The organism is Methylobacter sp., from assembly GCF_023227905.1.
Classification (GTDB): Bacteria; Pseudomonadota; Gammaproteobacteria; order Methylococcales; family Methylomonadaceae; genus Methylobacter_A.
In genome coordinates this window covers 1-19,103 of record NZ_JALOCF010000040.1, presented here as the reverse complement: position 1 = coordinate 19,103, position 19,103 = coordinate 1, and the positions used below count along the sequence as shown (strand labels likewise).

Annotated in this window: 17 protein-coding genes and 3 tRNA genes; 9 read left to right on the top strand and 11 right to left on the bottom strand. The window is 47.7% G+C overall.

Annotated features, from left to right (window positions below):
• Positions 1–48: 48 nt before the first annotated feature.
• Together M0R47_RS15090 and M0R47_RS15085 are read right to left on the bottom strand one after the other, a co-directional pair.
• Positions 49–2,190 carry a bifunctional TVP38/TMEM64 family protein/FAD-dependent oxidoreductase gene (locus M0R47_RS15090; protein ID WP_292556290.1) on the bottom strand — a complete coding sequence of 714 codons (2,142 nt, stop codon included), beginning with the start codon at positions 2,188–2,190 and terminating at the stop codon, positions 49–51.
• A gap of 164 nt (positions 2,191–2,354) precedes the next feature.
• Positions 2,355–2,621, bottom strand: coding sequence for a hypothetical protein (locus tag M0R47_RS15085; RefSeq protein WP_292556288.1), 267 nt, complete (start codon positions 2,619–2,621; stop codon positions 2,355–2,357).
• Positions 2,622–2,879: 258 nt separating this feature from the next.
• Here M0R47_RS15085 and M0R47_RS15080 point away from each other — a divergent pair, with 258 nt between their 5' ends.
• The 3 genes from M0R47_RS15080 (at position 2,880) to M0R47_RS15070 (ending at position 5,622) form a co-directional block, all read left to right on the top strand.
• Positions 2,880–3,383 carry a histidine phosphatase family protein gene (locus M0R47_RS15080; protein ID WP_292556286.1) on the top strand — a complete coding sequence of 168 codons (504 nt, stop codon included), beginning with the start codon at positions 2,880–2,882 and terminating at the stop codon, positions 3,381–3,383.
• 18 nt (positions 3,384–3,401) lie between these two features.
• Positions 3,402–4,355: a magnesium/cobalt transporter CorA gene (gene corA, locus M0R47_RS15075; RefSeq protein WP_292556284.1), complete on the top strand. Its 954-nt coding sequence runs from the start codon at positions 3,402–3,404 to the stop codon at positions 4,353–4,355.
• Positions 4,356–4,557: 202 nt separating this feature from the next.
• Positions 4,558–5,622: a GGDEF domain-containing protein gene (locus tag M0R47_RS15070; RefSeq protein ID WP_292556282.1), complete on the top strand. Its 1,065-nt coding sequence runs from the start codon at positions 4,558–4,560 to the stop codon at positions 5,620–5,622.
• Positions 5,623–5,785: 163 nt separating this feature from the next.
• On the opposite strand, the gene M0R47_RS15065 is transcribed toward M0R47_RS15070, so the two are convergent.
• The 6 genes from M0R47_RS15065 to gltX form a co-directional block, all read right to left on the bottom strand.
• Positions 5,786–5,908 carry a hypothetical protein gene (locus M0R47_RS15065; RefSeq protein WP_292556280.1) on the bottom strand — a complete coding sequence of 41 codons (123 nt, stop codon included), beginning with the start codon at positions 5,906–5,908 and terminating at the stop codon, positions 5,786–5,788.
• A gap of 87 nt (positions 5,909–5,995) precedes the next feature.
• Positions 5,996–7,612, bottom strand: coding sequence for an alkaline phosphatase (locus M0R47_RS15060; protein WP_292556279.1), 1,617 nt, complete (start codon positions 7,610–7,612; stop codon positions 5,996–5,998).
• Between the two features lie 275 nt (positions 7,613–7,887).
• Positions 7,888–7,963 (bottom strand) — tRNA-Glu (locus M0R47_RS15055).
• 112 nt (positions 7,964–8,075) lie between these two features.
• A tRNA-Glu gene (locus tag M0R47_RS15050) sits at positions 8,076–8,151 on the bottom strand.
• A gap of 22 nt (positions 8,152–8,173) precedes the next feature.
• Positions 8,174–8,249 (bottom strand) — tRNA-Ala (locus M0R47_RS15045).
• A 49-nt stretch (positions 8,250–8,298) separates the two neighbouring features.
• Positions 8,299–9,702 carry a glutamate--tRNA ligase gene (gene gltX / locus M0R47_RS15040; RefSeq protein ID WP_292556277.1) on the bottom strand — a complete coding sequence of 468 codons (1,404 nt, stop codon included), beginning with the start codon at positions 9,700–9,702 and terminating at the stop codon, positions 8,299–8,301.
• 506 nt (positions 9,703–10,208) lie between these two features.
• On the opposite strand from gltX, the gene M0R47_RS15035 reads away from it, so the two are divergent.
• On the top strand, positions 10,209–11,393 hold the full coding sequence (locus tag M0R47_RS15035; RefSeq protein WP_292556275.1) for an OmpA family protein: 1,185 nt from the start codon (positions 10,209–10,211) through the stop codon (positions 11,391–11,393).
• Between the two features lie 113 nt (positions 11,394–11,506).
• On the opposite strand, the gene M0R47_RS15030 is transcribed toward M0R47_RS15035, so the two are convergent.
• Both M0R47_RS15030 and ggt read right to left on the bottom strand, forming a co-directional pair.
• Positions 11,507–12,199, bottom strand: a complete 693-nt coding sequence (locus M0R47_RS15030; RefSeq protein ID WP_292556273.1) for a 4'-phosphopantetheinyl transferase superfamily protein — start codon at positions 12,197–12,199, stop codon at positions 11,507–11,509.
• Between the two features lie 23 nt (positions 12,200–12,222).
• Positions 12,223–13,890, bottom strand: a complete 1,668-nt coding sequence (gene ggt / locus M0R47_RS15025) for a gamma-glutamyltransferase (protein WP_292556271.1) — start codon at positions 13,888–13,890, stop codon at positions 12,223–12,225.
• Positions 13,891–14,138: 248 nt separating this feature from the next.
• Here ggt and M0R47_RS15020 point away from each other — a divergent pair, with 248 nt between their 5' ends.
• From M0R47_RS15020 to M0R47_RS15000, 5 genes are all read left to right on the top strand, one after another.
• Complete coding sequence (locus M0R47_RS15020; RefSeq protein ID WP_292556270.1) at positions 14,139–14,330, top strand: DUF2934 domain-containing protein; 192 nt, start codon at positions 14,139–14,141, stop codon at positions 14,328–14,330.
• Positions 14,331–14,389: 59 nt separating this feature from the next.
• Positions 14,390–14,899 (top strand): Hsp20/alpha crystallin family protein, encoded by a 510-nt coding sequence (locus M0R47_RS15015; protein WP_292556268.1) that lies wholly within the window; start codon positions 14,390–14,392, stop codon positions 14,897–14,899.
• 107 nt (positions 14,900–15,006) lie between these two features.
• Positions 15,007–15,609: an Hsp20/alpha crystallin family protein gene (locus M0R47_RS15010; RefSeq protein ID WP_292556267.1), complete on the top strand. Its 603-nt coding sequence runs from the start codon at positions 15,007–15,009 to the stop codon at positions 15,607–15,609.
• A 58-nt stretch (positions 15,610–15,667) separates the two neighbouring features.
• Positions 15,668–16,543, top strand: coding sequence for a protease HtpX (gene htpX / locus M0R47_RS15005; RefSeq protein ID WP_292556265.1), 876 nt, complete (start codon positions 15,668–15,670; stop codon positions 16,541–16,543).
• A gap of 408 nt (positions 16,544–16,951) precedes the next feature.
• A complete protein-coding gene (locus M0R47_RS15000) occupies positions 16,952–18,196 on the top strand; it encodes an aminotransferase class I/II-fold pyridoxal phosphate-dependent enzyme (RefSeq protein WP_292556263.1) in 1,245 nt (414 codons plus the stop codon).
• Between the two features lie 53 nt (positions 18,197–18,249).
• Here M0R47_RS15000 and M0R47_RS14995 read toward each other — a convergent pair whose 3' ends face one another.
• Positions 18,250–18,720 (bottom strand): YbhB/YbcL family Raf kinase inhibitor-like protein, encoded by a 471-nt coding sequence (locus M0R47_RS14995; RefSeq protein WP_292556261.1) that lies wholly within the window; start codon positions 18,718–18,720, stop codon positions 18,250–18,252.
• Positions 18,721–19,103: the final 383 nt, after the last annotated feature.

Below are 19,103 nucleotides of genomic sequence, written 5' to 3'. Positions count from 1 at the left end.
ATCAGGCAGTTAAATACGGAGTATATTTATCAAGATTTACAATGCGCCTTAACCTCTGCGCCAACCGTTATAACGAGCGACACACCATAACAAGCCTTTGGGCACATGGTTGCGCTTCCAGATGCCGGCCACATATTTGTTGGCTTCGGATAAGGTGGGATAAATATGAATGGTACCCAGCAGCTTATTCAGGCCGATATTATGTTTCATCGCCAGCACGAACTCGGCAATTAACTCGCCGGCCTGTTCACCGACAATGGTCACACCGAGAATCCTATCCCTGCCCGGCGGAGTTAAAATCTTAACAAAGCCGTGCGCCACTCCGTCGGCAATTGCGCGGTCAAGATCGTCAAGATGATAAGTGCTGACTTCAAAGGCAACCCCCTTGGCTAAGGCATCCTGTTCATTAATGCCTACCCGCGCAATTTCAGGATCAGTAAAAGTAGCCCAAGGAATCACCGAGTAATCGGTACGAAACTTAAACAAGCCGCCAAGCAGCGCGTTCACTGCCGCATACCAAGCTTGATGGGCCGCCACATGCGTGAATTGAAACGGGCCGGATACGTCGCCGCAAGCATAAATGTTCGGGTAGTTGGTCTGTTGAAATTCATTGGTTTCGATGGTGCGCGAAGTTTCAACGCCCAACTGTTCAAGACCATATCCTTGGATATTGGCAACCCGGCCGATAGCCAACAATACTTGATCGAAAGGAATACGCAGCTCTTTATCGTCATGCTCGGCAAGCAGGATTTTTTCATTGTTTTCAATGATAAATCCTTTGGCGGTATGTCCAACAAGCACATTAATGCCTTCCAGACGGAACTTAGCCATCACAGCCTCGGAAACTTCGATGTCTTCCTTAATCAGCAGGCGCGGCGCCATTTCGACTTGCGTGACCTGGCTACCGAAACGGGCAAAGCATTGGGCCAATTCACAACCGATCGGCCCGCCGCCCAATACCACCAATCGCGCAGGCAATTCGCGCAACTCCCAAATATTATCCGAGGTCAGATAGCCGATATCCTCGACACCTGAAATCGGCGGAATCAATGGCCGCGAACCTGCGGCAACAACGATGGCGCGCGTAGTGATAATGCGGTTTTCCCCGGCTGTTGTCACCTGAACTTCCCACGGTGAAATAATCTTCGCTTCGCCTTCGACAACGTTTACGCCAAGGTCTGTATAACGTTGCACAGAATCATGCGGCTCGATAGTAAGAATAACCGACTGCACCCGAGCCATGGCATCGGCGAAATCGAATTCGGTATCGGCTTTTTTAATGCCGAAATCGGCGGATCGGCGCATCTGGGCCAGCAACCTGGAGGATCGGATTAAGGCTTTGGACGGAACGCAGCCGGTGTTCAGGCAATCACCGCCCATCTTATGCTTTTCAACCAAAGTGACTTTGGCTTTGGCGGCGGCTGCAATATAAGCGGTGACCAAGCCGCCCGAGCCAGCGCCTATCACCACGATGTTGTTATCAAAGCGCGGCGGTTTATGCCATTTCGCATAAACCTTGTTGGCCTTGATAGCTTCGACGATTTTATTAGCCAACAGCGGAAAAATCCCCAATAAAATAAAAGAGCCAACCAATCCTGGAGACAAAATATCCGCTAATGATCCCAGTTTACTCAGCTGGGTTCCGGCATTCACATAAACCACGGTACCGGCGAGCATGCCAATCTGACTGACCCAATAAAACGTTTTGGTGTTCAGGTTTGTTAAGCCCATAACCAGGTTAATAACAAAGAAAGGAAAAGCCGGCACCAGCCTCAGTGTAAAAAGATACAATGCGCCGCCTTTATCTATACCTTTATTTATATTTTCCAGGCGGTCGCCGAAACGGGCTTTAACCGCATCCCGAAACAAAAAACGCGCCGCCAAAAAAGCCAGCGTTGCGCCGATCGTGGAGGCAAACGAGACAATCAACGTCCCCCACAATAAGCCGAACACCGCACCGCCGGCCAGCGTCAGAATCGTAGCCCCCGGCAAAGATAGCCCGGCCACTGCGATATAAATCAGTGCATAAATAAAAATTGCCGAAACGGGATGGTTGCTGCGATAAGCTTCGATAGACGCTTGCTGCGCCTTGAGTGTTTCCAGCGTTAGATAGCTTTGCAGATCAAAAATAAAAAACGCCGCGACCAGGGCGATGATGGCAGCCAAGAATGCCCAACGTGAAATATTCATGATATTCTCCTTGCCGAAAGTAGTTTGCAGGAATTCCCCATAGCCCTGTTTTATCTGTAAGAGGCCCAAAATGAACTATGAGTTCGATATCCTGCCTTCCTTAACTAAAGAGAATACAAGAAAATATGTAAGCTTATAAATTCTATGTGAATAAAAGGTAAAGCTTAACCCGCCAAACGTTTGGCAATTCGATGGTAAGCATCCTTAAGTTCTTCACCGACTATTTTTGCATTGGCTATAAATTCCTCGGAAGTTTCTACCGACTCATCCCCAATTTCAGCTGCTTTGGCTTTTAAATGGCGCCAATCTTTTTCGGCTTCTTCAAACTCTTGCCTTGCTTCCATGGAAGCAAGATGCAGCTTTAATTTGGCTTCATCACGTTCTGCTTGTAACTTTTTTAATACATTTTCAAAATCTTCTTTTAATGACATGATACGCTCCCGTTTTATCTCTCATCGCTTAATTTGAAACCCATTGATATCGCATAAATACCAGTAGAATAGAGAAATCAACCTCTTCAATCAATAAGTAGTTGCACTGATCAAGCTTGGCGACCAAGACTCCAAATGCCTTGCATTACCTGCGTTTCAGCTATTTTTTGCTGTATGATTTAATAAAATTGTAAAAAATTACTGGTATAGTATCTTGATAAACGAATGTCCGAAATTACATCCACGAATAGCACTTTTATGACATACCAACTTTTATTGTTAAGGCATGCAAAATCGGATTGGTCGGTTGATATGGATGATTTTTTCCGACCCTTGAAAAAACGCGGCCGGCGCGCTGCCAAGCAGGTGGGGCGCTGGTTGAGCACGCAGCACTTGATACCCGACACCATACTCAGTTCACCGGCAACGCGTGCCCTGGAGACGGCACAGCACGTTTGCCGGCAATTAGACATAGACGAGTCGTCTATTATTTGCGAACCGCGCATTTATGAAGCCGATGCTCAGACTTTGCTTGCCGTATTAAAAAATCGATGCCATGAACGGTGCGTACTGTTAGTCGGGCATAACCCAGGCTTAGAGGAATTGTTACTAAAATTAATCCTCCATCCGGTTCCATTATCGGCTAACGGAAAATGTCTACCTACCGCCGCTTTGGCTCAACTCGCATTTGAAAGCGACTGGGCAGAACTGACCGATGCCAGACTGGTCACGCTGATCCGCCCGGACAGCTTGCCTGAATAATTAAAAGACGGAAATATAATGTTAAGACTATTCAACTTTGACAAGGGCAGACTCAAAGAACATACCCCGCCTGAAGATCAGCTCAAGCAGGCCGTCGACAAAGCCGCCTGGATCGATGCACACGATCCCAGCGAAGACGAACGCGCCCAACTGCAAGCATTTCTGCGCACTACCCTGCCCGAATCGGATGATGTGGAGGAAATCGAATCTTCGGCACGTTACTTTACCGACCCCACCGGCGTTCATGTACGCTCTTTATTCCTGTCAATAAGCGAAGGGCGGCACAGTACGGCAACCGTCGCCTTCATTTTGCAAAATGACCGGCTCATTACCCTGCGTGAAGGTGCGTTAGCCGATTTCCGCCTGCTGCGTATGCGTGCCCGGCATGGACAGGTAGCGGCGCATTCACCGCAGGAATTGCTGGTGCTGATCTTCGAGCAAAAAGTGGAAAACCTCGCCGATGCGCTGGAAGATATCCACCGCAAACTGGAAGACGTTAGTTATCTGGTGCTGGAAGAAATAGACTCCGATCTTGAAAATGCCATTGACCAGTTGGCCAAACTGGAAGACAGCAACGGTAAGATTCGGCTGTGCCTGATGGATACGCAACGCTCCATATCCTTTCTGCAACGGCATTTGCGCAACCATCCCGAATTACAGGAAACGGCACGGGAAATTATGCGCGACGTGGACACGTTGATGTCGCACACCACTTTTCTGTTCGACAAAATCAACTTCTTGATGGACTCGACCCAAGGCTTTATCAACATTACCCAGAACAAGATCATTAAAATCTTTTCCATTGCCGCCGTGGTCTTTCTGCCCCCTACTCTGGTCGCCAGCATTTACGGCATGAATTTCCAGTACATGCCGGAACTCAACTTGCAGCTGGGTTATCCCGGTGCACTGGCATTGATGTTGCTGTCGGGGATTGCGCCTTATTGGTTCTTCAAACGAAAAGGCTGGCTGTAGGTTATTCAGCCTAAGTCAACATGCCACTCGAACCACTGTTTTAATCCGATCTAAATAAACAACTCGGTGATCAATAGCAAGGGCTATCGGTCATCGACAACCTACTCCACAGGGCTGTCGCGCAGCAATTGTGATAAGATAAAAAATTAATCTTCCCTCTCTACGTTCTACTGCCGGACACTGTCTACCTGGAAAATTCGCCATGCCCAAGGAACCTTTTTTTCGTCTCAATCAAGAACCCGATGCCCTGAGCGGTTTTTCCCGCACTGTCGCGGAAATCCAGTGGTTATTACTGGTCTTGATGATGTTTTACCTGGTGGTGGGCCAAATCGATGAAAACGTTAAAGTCTTTTTATTAGGCGGTCTCTGCGCCTTCGCCGGCTTTGTCATGACGTTCCATTACCTTAATTTTTTTGCCAAAGCCAACGTCTGGAAACTGGCATTAGAAACCTGGGTTATGATCTTGTTAGTCACTTGGTTCGTTTGGCATACCGGACGCCAGGACAGCCTGCTGCTTAACTTGTACTTTCTGCCCATCATTACCAGCGCCCTGGCCTTGGGCAGGCTAACTACATTATTAGAAGTAGCCTTAATCGGGGCTTGTTATCTGTATTTGGGCAAAAGCGGCCTGCCCAACGACGAGGTATTTTCCTTAACCCAAAGCAGCGTCCTATTGGCTTGGCTGTTTCCTATGTTGCTGGTCGGTTATGTCACCACCATGTTGTCCAGCGACATCTACCATGTCTTCAGTCGCATTAAAACCACCGCGCAAACCGATGAATTAACCAGTCTCTACAACCGCCGGGCATTCATGGATCTGCTAGAAAAACAGCTGCAACAAGCCCAACGTAGCGGACACACTTTCAGTCTGTTGCTGGGAGATTGCGATAACTTAAAAATCGTCAATGACAAATACGGTCATGAAGCAGGAAACCTGTTATTGCAAGCCATCGCCGGCAACTTTCGTAACTGTTTAAGAGGCTGCGACTCCGCTGCCCGCTACGGCGGCGATGAATTTACCGTATTGCTGCCCAACACTACTATAGAAGCCGCTGAACTGGTGACCAAGCGCATCCAGAAAACATTGGCTTCGAGCTGTTTTAATTACCGTGGCAGTGTAATCAGCACCAATATCAGTATCGGCATCGCCACCTATCCACAACATGGCAACACAGCTGAGGCATTGTTACGGCATGCGGATGAAGCCATGTATGCCAACAAGCGCGAAAGTAAAAATCAAGCTATTGAGAATGCAAAAGGATCGTAGAGCACATACAGCGCACCCTGTCCGGCTAAGTTTCAATCTTGTTTTTCAGATTGTTTTCAAGCGTACGAAACAGGTTTCGTCTGCAAACCCGCACCTCGCATATCCGCTCAACGTGCTCTGATCGTACTGATCAACTTGATGGGCTCGCCATTAATTCACTGCTTTAACCCAAGCGAAATAATTCCTTAAGCAATAGCTCAACACCCCAGGTAACAACCAATCCCAAAAAAGACATAGCCAACGATACTGTCATTATATTGAGATTATTCAGTGTAAATTTGTTCATCGCGATGCCCCTTGATAAAAAATCATTCAAGGAGTCATTTTGAGCCCTCCACGTTAAAATTTGATGACATGGCAATAGGCCGATCATTTATTGCAGGGCGTCAATCATCAACCGGCCCAATTGGGTATGATGCAGGATTTTGGCAAAGGGTCGCATCGTTTGCTCCTCCCCCTTTACGAAAACTAACACCGGCGTGCTGGTATGGGTTCCGGTCGCCCAAACTACCTGCTGACTGGTAGCTACTGCTTGTGCCAGCAAGTTTTCACGATTTCCATTTTGATAAACAAAAAACGCACCGTTAACCTCTATTTTGGGCACGACTTTCTTACCTAACGAGATATGCCCTTCCCGATATAAAGGATTGGCTTCGGTTGCGAGAATTTTTACCGCCTGAGATTCGGTAATCTTAAATTCCGTGTAGCGATTAACCAATTCGGTAAGTTTTAATGGTGTTTGTTGATCTTTAGGCAGTTGATCAAACTGGCTGAAAATATCACGGTAACTCAATTGTTGCGCATAAATCCTGTCCAACACTTCGGGACTGCCGAAATTAAAGTTGGGCTGAAACAATGTCCCCTCACCGAATGCGGCTCCAGGCAGACTGTGCGGTTTAGGGATGTCTACGCCAGAATAGCTAAAGCCGAAACCGCCGGTTTCATGATCGGCGGTGACTATAATCAATGTATCTTGCCGGCCTTTCGCCCAGTCCAGCACTGCATTCAAGGTGTCATTAAAACGCAGCATTTCATGCAACAGCAAACCGGTATCATTACGATGCGCCGCCCAATCGATCTGCCCGGATTCGATCATCAAGAAAAATCCCTGCTCGTTACGGTCAAGAATTTCTAATGCTTTAACGGACATTTCCTTTAACGTCGGTTGGACATGCTTTGCATCGCCACGGTTTTGAGTTTCAACAATACCGTTTGCCATGCCTGAACCTGCAAATAAACCCAGCGTTTTACCTTCGGATTGTTGCAGTTGCGCCTTGTTGAAAGCCAGCTTGTAACCTTTTTGTTGCGCGGCGGTTAACAGGTTTTTTTCATCCTTGCGCAACGATTTGATCTCAATGTTATTGTCCGTTAACTGTGCCAATTGCCGATATTGCTCAGAGTTTTTATCATCAACCTGTTCGGGCAACCAATAGCTTAAACCGCCCGAAAACATCACATCGGCCCCGGTTGCCAGTAGATCTTCCGGGATGCTGTCTACCTGACTGCGGTGCGTCTGATGCGCGGCAAAGGCGGCGGGGGTTGCATGGGTAATGTGGGTATCTGAAACCAAGCCAGTCGCTTTACCCAGGCGCCTGGCTTTTTCGATAATATTTTCCTGAACATTGCCATCCTTATCCAGGCCCAGCATTTCCGCGCCGGCAAATCTCCCGGTTGCCAGTTGCGTTGCCGATGCAGCCGAATCGGTCACTAGCGCGTCGCCGGTATAGGTCATGGAAATGCCCAGTCTCCCCTGCTCCATCATACGATCTAACGCAGTAGTACGGTTGGCGATAACGCTATGCGGCGCCTGTCTGGCATAAGACAATAATAATCCGACTTGCTGCGGCCCCATACCGTCGCCAATAACCATGATTATATTTTTGACCTTGGCGGCCGCCTGCGGCTTAACACTGTCCGCTGAGGTGCAACTTAACAGCGCCGCGCTAATCAGCAAAAAGAACCATCTTTCTTTCTTCAGTATTTTTAGCATTGTGTGTTTTTTAAACCGGGTAACGTACTGTTACTGGGTATGATTAAAAATGAGGAGGTTAACATACGTCAGAATACTCATTTTCCGTTACATGTTGATGACGGAGAAATTACGCTCGTGTATCAGAAACTTAAACGGGTGCCCATGACGAGCAACAAAGATCATAAAGGCCTGGTTTATGGAAATAAAATCAAGATGCTCTTTAATGCCCGACGCCAGAGTCAAACTGACAGGCATAAAAAAAGGGTTATCATTTCTGATAACCCTTCTATATATGGCGTCCCCAGGGGGGTTCGAACCCCCGTTACCGCCGTGAAAGGGCGGTGTCCTAGGCCACTAGACGATGGGGACTAAAACTGGTTTAGTCAGCCTAACTAACTGTAAATCACATTGCAGTTTTTTATGGTTTAAAACCACAAAAAATAAAGTCATAAAAAAAGCCTAAAAACTAGACTCTAATATATGGCGTCCCCAGGGGGGTTCGAACCCCCGTTACCGCCGTGAAAGGGCGGTGTCCTAGGCCACTAGACGATGGGGACTAGAACTGATTTATCAACTACTTGGTGGAGCCAAGCGGGATCGAACCGCTGACCTCTTGCATGCCATGCAAGCGCTCTCCCAGCTGAGCTATGGCCCCTCTAAGCTGAGAACCGGCATTATACGGCAATTACCGGTTATGTCCAACATTAATTTAAATCTCTTACGTAATTTATGGCACGCTGTATTCTAGCCAAGGTTTTTTCCTTGCCTAACAACGACAAGGTTATGTCGATGGCCGGTGACACCGCTGAGCCGCAAACCGCAACGCGCAAAGGCTGCGCCACTTTGCCCAGTCCAAGCGACATGGTTTCGGCAAGATTCAGCACAGTCTGGTGCAAGGCTTCGCCCTGCCATTCTGTCACGGCTGCAAATTCATCGTGCAAGCGCGCCAAAACCTCATCCGAGCCTGGAGTGAAATTCTTTTTAGCCGCTTTTTCATCATAGGCCTCGAAATCCTTGTAGAAATACACGCTGGCCGCGGCCATTTCAACTAATGTTTTGCAACGTTCCCGTTGCGCCTTGACCATATCGACAAGACTCGGACCCTCGGTAGGATCAATGCCCAGCTCGCCCATGTGCCAGCTTAAATGACGCGCCACATGCGCCGGATCGCTATTCATGATGTACTGATGATTCAGCCACAACAGTTTTTCCATATTGAATGCAGAAGCCGACGCGTTGACTTTTTCCAGCGAAAAATGCTCGATCATTTCATCAACGGAAAAAATCTCCTGATCACCATGCGACCAACCCAGACGCACCAGATAATTCAGCAACGCTTCGGGCAAATAGCCGTCGTCACGAAATTGCATCACACTCACTGCGCCGTGACGCTTCGACAACCTGGCGCCATCCGAGCCTAATATCATCGGCAAATGCGCGTATTTCGGAAGCGGAGCGCCTAGGGCTTTAAGGATATTCATCTGCCTTGGCGTATTATTGATATGGTCATCGCCGCGAATAACGTGCGAGACCTTCATATCCATATCGTCGACTACCACCGTTAAATTGTAGGTAGGCGAACCGTCACCCCTGGCAATAATCAAATCATCCAGCTCTTTATTGGCAACCACAATATCGCCCTTAATCAAGTCAGGGATGGTTACTGCACCGTCAACAGGGTTTTTAAAGCGTATGACCGCTTCCCGATCACCTTTAGGTTCATTCAAATCCCTGCATTTACCGTTATAGCGAGGCTTTTCCTTATTAGCCATTTGTTCGGTACGCAACTGCTCCAGTTCTTCTTTACTGCAATAGCAATAATAAGCGTCGCCCTGGTCCAGCAACTGCTGAATAATTTCCTTGTACCGATCAAAATGGTGGGTTTGGTAAAAGGGGCCTTCATCATATTCCAACCCCAACCAGGTCATGCCTTCCAGGATGGCATCGACCGACTCCTGCGTGGACCGCTCCAGATCGGTATCTTCAATCCTTAGGATAAACTTCCCGCCATGCTTTCGCGCATACAGCCAGGAAAACAACGCGGTGCGTGCGCCACCTACATGTAAATAACCCGTTGGACTGGGGGCAAAACGTGTTTTTATACTCATTTTAATATTATTTCGTTAGTAAAATTCTATTGGGATTTGCTTGGCGGCGATTTTTTCATGCCGCCCTATTGTCATTTTAACATCGTTTTTCATCGTCAATACCGGTGATTACTATTCTGCTCATATATCCTGACTAAATGCCAATAAAAAGCTAAAACAAATAATCTGAACATCAATACCTTTAACTTTATTTACAGAACGTACTATAGTTTCTAACAGCAATTAAAACACAATATCCTCGGCAATTGCTCTTGCATACCTGTCCAAGCAACCGTCGTGCTATTAAAAATTTAATTTTAGAATGCTGGTTTGCCCCTGCATTCAAACTAATAGTGTCCAATAAGTATTATTACTTATTTTATAGATAACCTGTTTCTTATAATCTGTAACTGTTTACCACCCAAACTCATTATTTTAGGATTATTTATTCGACTGAAAATCAACCTCGATGGCTGCTATATAGCATTACATTATCTAATAACTATTTGATAACAAGGAAATATGTCATGAAAAAAATATTCATCATTATTGCAGCCATTACGAGCGCGGTTATATCGGGATGCGCGTCGCAACCTACAAGCACTTTCGAAAGCTTTCACGCTCAGGATCTAAATCAAGCGGTTTCCTCAGGACAGTTTATCCAAAAAACCGACAACTTCTTTGTCCTCAATGACTCCTCATCATCGATGAAAGAAAATTATCTTGGCGGCGGTTACTCCGCTCATCCGGCTGCTAGCAAATTTTCAGTCGAAAAAGAAATCCTTAACCGAATAAACCAGACAATTCCCGACCTAAAGCTGACTTCAAGCATACGCAGCTTTGGTTTTGGCCCCTGCCTTTCATGGAGATACAGCAAACTTAACCTAGCACCAACCACCTACACAAGGTCATCTTTCGGTAGCGGTATAGATGCATTGACCTGTGCAGGCGGCGGCTCACCGATGGTTAGCGGCATTGAGGGAACAACTAAAGACTTAGCAGAAACAACAGGCAATATCGCCGTTTTAATTCTCAGCGATGGAGGCGTGGATTATTCCCCTGTTCCAGAAATTCAAGCCTTAAAACAGCGCTACGGTGACAAATTATGCGTTTACACTGTCTGGGTAGGCAATAAAAATGATGAACAGGGGCAAATCGGATTACATAGTCTCTCTGATATTGCCGGTTGCGGCTTTAGCACCACTGCTGACCGGATTGCAAGCAGCAGCGACATGGCCAATTTTGTGCAACGCGTTTTCTTGAAGCCCGGCACACCGGTTGCCGACTGCTCTAAGCAGGATGATGATGCCGACGGTATCAACAATTGCATTGATAAATGCCCAACCACTTTAAAAGGCGCTCATGTTAACCGATTAGGCTGCTGGATTGTTGATATAAAATTCGACAACAATAAAAGCAACATCAAGCCCCAATATTTTCATGAACTCGATAATGCAGTTACTGTTATCAAACACAATCCCGGCGCACACATTGAAGTCCAAGGCCATACCAGCAACACCGGCTCAGCGGCACATAACCTGAAATTATCAGAGCGCCGCGCTCAGGCTGTTAAGGACTATTTAATCCGCAACACCCAAGGAAGCGGAATGTTGACTGCGAGGGGGTACGGTTTAACCCAGCCTATCGACACCAATGAGACAGAAGAAGGGCGCGCTAACAACCGCCGAGTGCAACTGGAAGTCCTTAAGTAACTTTATCTGATACGGCAAGACCAGAACCCCTTGCATTAATAAAGGCTCCCATTTGCAAATAAGGGCGGGGTAAAACCCCGCCCTTTTCATTGCTTAACTTATTCAGCTATTTTTTAGTTTATTGCGTTCAAATCTACAAGCCTGACGCCAGCGATTTTCTTATCCGTCACTAATGCACTGCAAACGCCCTGCCCCAAATCTATATTCAGCGCATGCCACGTCGAAGCCTGCCCGTAATCAGCAGGCACCCTTAAAAACTCGGACTGATTTTCAGGATTAATAACGCAGCGATTCAACCCCAGGCCAATACCGCGTCCCGTAGCCTTAACGAAGGCCTCCTTACGCGTCCAGAAGCGGTAAAATTCGCTGACTTTTTGATCTTCCGGCAGATTGTTCCAATATGCGATTTCTTCGTCGGCAAAGCATTTATCGACCAGCCCAGCCAGACTGGTTCTCGACTTGCAATATTCTATGTCCACCCCCAACTGACAGTTCCATGCCAAAGCAATGACCATAGTGCTTTCAGAATGCGACAGATTGAATACCAGTTCGGGCCTATCGACAAGATAGGGTTTGCCATGATCGGTTTTTTTAATATTGATCAATTCCGGCGGCTCATTAAGCGTTTGGGCTAATACATTTCTTAACCGTCCATGCGACTCTACAAAACGTTTATGCAATAAATCGTTTTTTATTCTTTCGGCATGCGCCTGTTCGCCTGCGTCGAGAACCCGCCAGTAGCTTTGGTAATGAATATTATCGGCGGTAATATTGCCGTGCCATATTTGGATAGTCTCAGTATTCATAATCTTGGAGCACATCTACAGTATTAATGCCCAACAACAGCCCATCCTTCACCGCGACGATCGCTAGCAGCCATTAATTGATGAGTCGCCCTGCTCCACTGCACAGCCTGCATATCGCCATAATTGTAACGCGCCTCTTTCAGCTGATGCCCCATTGCAGCCAGACCGAGAAGCTCATTTGCCGTTAGCGCGCCTTTTTCATATTCAACTGTGTCAGGCATAAATTGATGATGAAAACGAGGCACTTGCACCCACGAGTCCGGCTCATGGCCTTTGGCAAAATCCAGCGCAGCCAGCAGCAGCATCGAAATAATACGGCTGCCGCCGGGCGTTCCCAACGCCGCAACATGTTGCCCATCATCAAGAAAAGTGGGTGCCATGCTGGACAACATGCGCTTGCCCGGCGCGATCGCATTGGCGGTGCCACCTATCAATCCGTAACCATTCATCGTGCCCGGCAGGCCGGCAAAATCATCCATTTCATCATTCAGCAGCACGCCGGTTCCAGGCGCCACTAAACCTGCACCAAACGGAAAGTTAATGCTTAACGTTGCCGCAACCCGATTGCCGTCTTCATCAATAATCGAAAAATGAGTGGTATTAATGCCTTCAGGTTGCGGTTGGATTTCGCCAGACAACAGAGCGCTGGGCAAGGCTTTATCAGGCCGCAAACTGCTACGCAGTCCGGCCGCATAATCATCGTTCAACAAACGCCTGACCGGCATATCGACAAAATCCGAATCACCCAGATATAAAGTCCGGTCATGGTAAGCGCGGCGCATGGCCTCGACAATAAGATGCTTTCGGGTCAGTTCATCGGCTTGTTTTAAATCGTAGCCCGACAGAATGTTTAGGGCCTCTATCAGCACAATTCCACCGGCAGATGACGGTGCCGCACTGGTGATTTTTATGCCGTTATAACTGCCCTTTACCGGCTCCCGCTCGACAACCTGGTACGATGCAAGATCCTGCTTTGTCCAGATGCCCCCAGCCCTGTTGACACCCTCCACCAGTTTATCGGCGATCTCGCCGTCATAAAACCCGTCCCGGCCCGAGTCGGCCAGTCGCTTTAAGGTATGGGCCAAATCCGGTTGCCGGAGTATTGAATAAGCTTTCGGTATAGTGCCGTTGACCAAGAATATCTTCGCCGTCTGCGGATGTTTTTTTATCACCTCGGACCTGAATTTGAGCAGTTTTCTATGCTTTTCGCCGATTGCAAAACCGGTCTCTGCCGCCCTGATCGCAGGCTTCAGGCTTTCCGCCAGCGGCAGGCGCCCATATTTTTCCGACAGGAGCACCAGGGCCGCAGGCATGCCGGGAATAGCGGCGGCCAGCGCGCCATCGAGCGATAACCGTGGAATCACCTTGCCTGACTTATCCAGGAACATCGCCTGATGAGCCGCGAACGGCGCTTTCTCCCGGCCATCGATCATGGTTTCAAAACCGTCCTGTTCCCTGTGCAACAACCAGTAACCGCCGCCGCCCAGTCCTGAACCGGAAGGTTCGACAACCGCTAATGTTGCGCTGACAGCCACCGCCGCATCGAAAACATTGCCGCCTTTGTCCAGAATTTCAAAACCGGCTGCGGTTGCCAAAGGATGAGCGCTGGCAATTGCAGCCTTAGTTCCATCCGCATAAACCTGCGCAACCCCGAAAACAATCGTCAAAAACAGCGCCGCACAATATTTCATTACCCTCTTATCCTCTGATCAAATTTAAACTGCAAATGGTTAATGCAATTAAACCACATTTATAAAAACGCACCAGCTTGATGCTCAACTGGTTGTTCAGTTTATCAATAAAATTATATTGTTGAATAAATCGCTAAGTATTTTCACCAATATTCTTTCTCATTTTTCTATTTAGAATGATAGTGAGATTGTTTGCTTCATACACAACTCAAAAAACAATCCCTTAAATCTAATAACAGAGGTGCAAAATGGCTAGAGCTGCTAAAAAAACTGCTAAAGAAGATGTTTCAAATCACGAAGAAGAAAGCCCAACAATATTCCTTCCTGACCGTGACGCCAAGATTGCTGAACTTGCCTATTACAAGGCTGAAAGCAGAGGTTTTGCACCAGGCTACGAGCTTGAAGACTGGCTTCAAGCCGAACAGGAATTTTTGCCGTAAGGAAACAGGCGGTATAAGTCGCAAGTCCCGTCAGGCTTATATTTTTAATTCATTTAAACATGTTGCCGGAGAAATTTATGCCAACTCAAAAAACTGATAAATCACAGCAAGGTTCTGAATTAATGCCAAAATCATCGTCTGGCGGCTTGCTGTCATTTGACGAGCTTGATAATTTTTTTGATGATTTTCTCTCGCGCAGATGGCCGCGTTTGCTGGATTGGAATATGTCTGCTCAATCAGAAACCAACTTTCCAAAAGTTGATATTCTCGATCACGACAATAACATAGAGGTTCATGCTGCAATGCCGGGAGTTAAAAAAGAAGATCTGGATGTAACCGTTACCAACCAGGCCATCACCATCAGGAGTTGCACCAAGGAAGAAAAAAAGGAAGAGGAAAAAGGCAAATATTTTCGTCGAGAAATAAGATGTGGTGAATTTCAGCGCACCCTGGCCTTACCCGAAAATGTCGATGGCAACCAGGCAAAAGCATCGTTCAAAGATGGCATACTGACAGTAACGATTCCCAAAACCGAAAAAAGCAAACGCAAGAGTATTGAAATTCATTGACCGCCCAAGCCGAAATAGCCTGTTTGAGCCTAAAAAATCAGGTTATTTCGGCATCGGGCACAAGTGTCGGTGCTTGCCGCGTCGTGGGTTTGCTCCGGGAGAAATAAATGAAAAATGAAACCATTGCCGCTATAGCGGCCGTATTAGTGATTATCCTTGGGATACAGGCTTATACGATGTTTCGACTGAATGATCGGCTCAATCAGTTAAGTGGGTTTTATAGCCAGAGCGGAGAACCTCAAACCAAAACATCAAACCCACCCAAATCAATCACATCGAATGGCGACGAATTCTTTAAAGGCCGTACCTGGAATCCTTATGCAGAAATGCAGCACATGCAAAATGAAATGGAACGCATGTTCGAAGATGCATTTTCGCGTTTTCACATGAAAACGCCTTCAGGCAGATTAAGCAAAATGCCTGACGTGGATTTACAGGAGAAACCCGACCTCTACATTGTGACTATGGATGCACCCGGCGCCGATGAATCGACCATGGACGTAAAGCTGGAAAATCAGGTTTTGCATATTTCGATTACAACGGAACAGGCAAAGGATGAAACTGAGGATAAAAGTAATCAATACAAGTATCGGGAACGCTTCGTCGGTCAGTTTCAACGCTCATTAACCCTACCGGGACCTGTCAACGCGGCAAAAATGACAACCGACTACCACAACGGCGTGCTGACCATTACTATTCCCAAGGCATAGTTACAAGCTACTTTATTTTAGTTATTCGATAACTTCACTTGATATAGCAGGCTTAACCATGATGCGAATATTTCTTTTTTTGGCGACCAATGTCGCAATAATGGTGGTGATCAGTATTGTCTTTAGTCTTTTGGGCTTATCCGGGACTTTAGATGCGCAAGGCATAAACCTTGACCTTAATGCCCTGCTGATCGTATCGGCGGTCATCGGCATGACCGGCTCGTTCATTTCGCTGGCTATGTCAAAGTGGACTGCGAAACAAGCCATGGGCGTTCAGGTTATCGAACAACCGCAAAACCAGACCGAACAATGGTTGAGCTCGATTGTAGCCAGCCATGCACAAAAGGCCGGCATCGGCATGCCGGAAGTCGGTATTTTTCAGGCCCCCGAGGCCAACGCCTTCGCTACCGGCATGAACAGAAACAACGCCTTGGTAGCGGTCAGTACCGGTCTGCTGCAACGCATGAACAAGGATGAAATTGAAGCCGTTGTCGGGCATGAAGTGACTCATGTCGCGAATGGAGACATGGTAACGATGGCCTTGATGCAGGGCGTGTTAAACACCTTCGTGTACTTTTTTGCTTCCATCATCGGCCATGTGGTTGACCGCGTTATTCTTCAAAACGAACGGGGGCATGGCGCCGGGTATTTTCTCGTGCAGATGGTTGCACAAATTGCCTTAGGGTTTCTGGCCACCATGCTGGTCATGTGGTTCTCCCGTTACCGGGAATTCAAAGCCGATGCCGGGGGCGCCAACTTGGCCGGCCGGGGAAAAATGATCAGCGCTCTGCGAGCCTTGCAACGCGATTACGAACAGCGAGACCTGCCCGGCCAACTGGCGGTTTTCGGCATCAACGGCAATAGCGCCAACAAGCTGTTTATGAGCCATCCGCCGTTGGAAGAGCGCATTGAAGCGCTACAAAATATGCGCTGAACTATTTCATATCGATGCTAAGCCACGCCGCTGTAACCTGTTAATCCACATCAATGGGTTTAGGGATCTGTCTGGTAAAAATCAGCCAAAATGGGGGCTGGTTAAGATGATTGAAGACACTAATCGGCCATAGTCCTTGCTTGGGAAAGTCTGGAATCAAGTTCAAGCCCCGATGCTGCGGGCTTCCTATCGACGAACTCGCCCTGCGGCAACGTCGCCGATAAACGTCCAATCACAACAAATTCATGCCGGTTAAGCACTGAATCGGTAGCTTTTCCATAATATTGCCCATAACCATTAAGTCGAGATTAAGCTACGCCATTTATATTACGCGAACCTCACCGTTATTTTTCATTCCTCATTTCAACTTTTATCCAAGGAGAAATGACAATTTAACCAGGAACCTCTATGAAAACCCAACCAAACTGGATAAGCGCCATTGATCGGATAGTCGATATGGGCTTGAACCATGGATTGGCGCAACGTACAACTGAAGATCAAGCTTTCAATGGGCGGACCATTTGTTTAAACGGCAAGCATGTGCTGAATTTTGCTCTTTGCAGTTATTTGGGATTAGAGCAGGATTCCCGCCTCAAGCAAGGAACTATCGATGCGGTGACCCGCTACGGCACCCAGTTCGCCATATCAAGAACCTATATGTCGGCAACGCCCTACACGGAATTGGAAGCGCAGCTTGAAAAATTATTCGGAAGCCATGCTCTGGCAACCCCGACAACGACATTAGGCCATATCGCCGCCTTGCCTGTGCTTATTCAAAAAGGCGATGCCATTATCATCGACCAGATGGCCCATAACAGCATGCAAACAGCCGCAAAGTTGGTGCAGGCGGAAGGGGTGCCTGTTGAAACTTTACTGCATAGTAACCTTGAGCTGCTTGAAGAACGGATTAATGTGCTTAGCCAGCAATATCGCCACGTCTGGTACCTGACGGACGGCGTTTTCAGCATGTTTGGCGATCTGGCTCCGGCGAAGGAATTAGGCGAGCTATTAAACCGCCATGAGCAACTGCATCTGTATTTTGACGATGCCCACGGCATGAGTTGGATCGGCGAACATGGCAGGGGTTATGTTCTCGATTGCCTGCCCATTCGAGAGCGGATGGTTGTTGCCACATCCTTGTGCAAGGCTTATGGGGCCGGCGGCGGGGCGCTCGTTTTTCCGAATGCAAGCATGCATAGACGGGTTAAAAACTGCGGAGGCCCGATGATTTTTTCAGGCCCTATCCAACCGCCAATGCTGGGCGCAGCGATTGCCTCGGCCCGCATCCATCTTTCATCGGAAATTGATCGTCTGCAAGCCGAACTGCAAGATCGCATTGCGCTCTGCAACCGGCTGCTTAAAGTTTACGAAATACCTGTAGCATGCAGCTCGCAGTCACCCATTTTTTACATCAAGGTAGGACATCCCCATCTTGCCGGCGACATGGCAAAATGCCTGCTTGATGAGGGCTTTTATACTAATCACGCTGTTTATCCGGCTGTGTCCCGGCGGAAATCGGGTATCCGCTTCACTTTAACGCGACACCTGAGTTTTGAGGATATTCACGGCCTGATTTCGACAATCGCCCGTATTCTTCCGAATTTCCGGGGAACCAGTTCCAGGAAGAAAACGGAAAAATGCGTGCCGCTGTAAACCTGCCGGATAGGCTCGGCAATTGACGCTGCCTGCCCTGATCTACTCGCCACCTAACGCTGATAAGTGCCAATCAGCTCTGTCTGCCCAATAATATGCCCTTGCATTGCCGCTTCCAGCTTGGCTTTATTGGGCTTATGCAAATCAGGCAACTCAACATCCAAGGCATAGAGCTTATGAAAGTACCGGTGCCGGCCAACTGGCGGGCACGGCCCTCCATAACCCGTTTTTTTCCAATCGTTTACACCTTCTTGAGTCCCGGCAGGCAAATTACTGGCAGTTGCAGAGCGCGGTAGCTCCGCAGCAACCGGTGGAATGTTGTACAGCACCCAATGCACCCAGGTCATTTTGGGTTTGGCCGGATCCGGCGCATCGGGATCATCAACGATCAAAACCAGACTCTTGGCATTTTCCGGAACCCCTGACCAGATTAAGGACGGCGAAGTATCGTCGCCGTCACAGGTAAAAAGCTTGGGAATTTCTCCCTGATGGACAAAGTCCGGCGACTTGAGGGTCAAAGTCATGTTTTGCTCTCCTTCAGCCCAAACGGCTGTAGCGACAAGGGTGCTAAAAACGAAACAAATTAAGCCAATAAACGTGGGTTTCCCGGTTAAACTCATTGATGACCACCTCGCGAACAGGAAGCTTATAGCTTCTGAAAATAAATTCCAAACTGGCGAACTATTCTTCTACTCATGTCCTCTTCTAAACCATAAACCTATCCTGACCGGCTGGCAATTGTAGAAAAGACCTACAGACAAACGACTTTTCATTGGTTTAAACTCCGGGCACTACAACCGATTCTTGCTCTATAAAATCAGGAGGTTGTGAGCATGAGAAGAATAAAACACCTAATTTTATGGCTTACGGTCGCCGGCATTATTTTGCTGCTGTTTTCCAGCCACGT

What these genes read in the sequence shown, in the direction of transcription:
- M0R47_RS15090 (WP_292556290.1), bottom strand. Translation starts at nt 2,190, where the DNA reads ATGAATATTTCACGTTGGGCATTCTTGGCTGCCATCATCGCCCTGGTC.
- M0R47_RS15085 (WP_292556288.1), bottom strand. Translation starts at nt 2,621, where the DNA reads ATGTCATTAAAAGAAGATTTTGAAAATGTATTAAAAAAGTTACAAGCA.
- M0R47_RS15080 (WP_292556286.1), top strand. Translation starts at nt 2,880, where the DNA reads ATGACATACCAACTTTTATTGTTAAGGCATGCAAAATCGGATTGGTCG.
- corA (WP_292556284.1), top strand. Translation starts at nt 3,402, where the DNA reads ATGTTAAGACTATTCAACTTTGACAAGGGCAGACTCAAAGAACATACC.
- M0R47_RS15070 (WP_292556282.1), top strand. Translation starts at nt 4,558, where the DNA reads ATGCCCAAGGAACCTTTTTTTCGTCTCAATCAAGAACCCGATGCCCTG.
- M0R47_RS15065 (WP_292556280.1), bottom strand. Translation starts at nt 5,908, where the DNA reads ATGAACAAATTTACACTGAATAATCTCAATATAATGACAGTATCGTTG.
- M0R47_RS15060 (WP_292556279.1), bottom strand. Translation starts at nt 7,612, where the DNA reads ATGCTAAAAATACTGAAGAAAGAAAGATGGTTCTTTTTGCTGATTAGC.
- gltX (WP_292556277.1), bottom strand. Translation starts at nt 9,702, where the DNA reads ATGAGTATAAAAACACGTTTTGCCCCCAGTCCAACGGGTTATTTACAT.
- M0R47_RS15035 (WP_292556275.1), top strand. Translation starts at nt 10,209, where the DNA reads ATGAAAAAAATATTCATCATTATTGCAGCCATTACGAGCGCGGTTATA.
- M0R47_RS15030 (WP_292556273.1), bottom strand. Translation starts at nt 12,199, where the DNA reads ATGAATACTGAGACTATCCAAATATGGCACGGCAATATTACCGCCGAT.
- ggt (WP_292556271.1), bottom strand. Translation starts at nt 13,890, where the DNA reads ATGAAATATTGTGCGGCGCTGTTTTTGACGATTGTTTTCGGGGTTGCG.
- M0R47_RS15020 (WP_292556270.1), top strand. Translation starts at nt 14,139, where the DNA reads ATGGCTAGAGCTGCTAAAAAAACTGCTAAAGAAGATGTTTCAAATCAC.
- M0R47_RS15015 (WP_292556268.1), top strand. Translation starts at nt 14,390, where the DNA reads ATGTTGCCGGAGAAATTTATGCCAACTCAAAAAACTGATAAATCACAG.
- M0R47_RS15010 (WP_292556267.1), top strand. Translation starts at nt 15,007, where the DNA reads ATGAAAAATGAAACCATTGCCGCTATAGCGGCCGTATTAGTGATTATC.
- htpX (WP_292556265.1), top strand. Translation starts at nt 15,668, where the DNA reads ATGATGCGAATATTTCTTTTTTTGGCGACCAATGTCGCAATAATGGTG.
- M0R47_RS15000 (WP_292556263.1), top strand. Translation starts at nt 16,952, where the DNA reads ATGAAAACCCAACCAAACTGGATAAGCGCCATTGATCGGATAGTCGAT.
- M0R47_RS14995 (WP_292556261.1), bottom strand. Translation starts at nt 18,720, where the DNA reads ATGACTTTGACCCTCAAGTCGCCGGACTTTGTCCATCAGGGAGAAATT.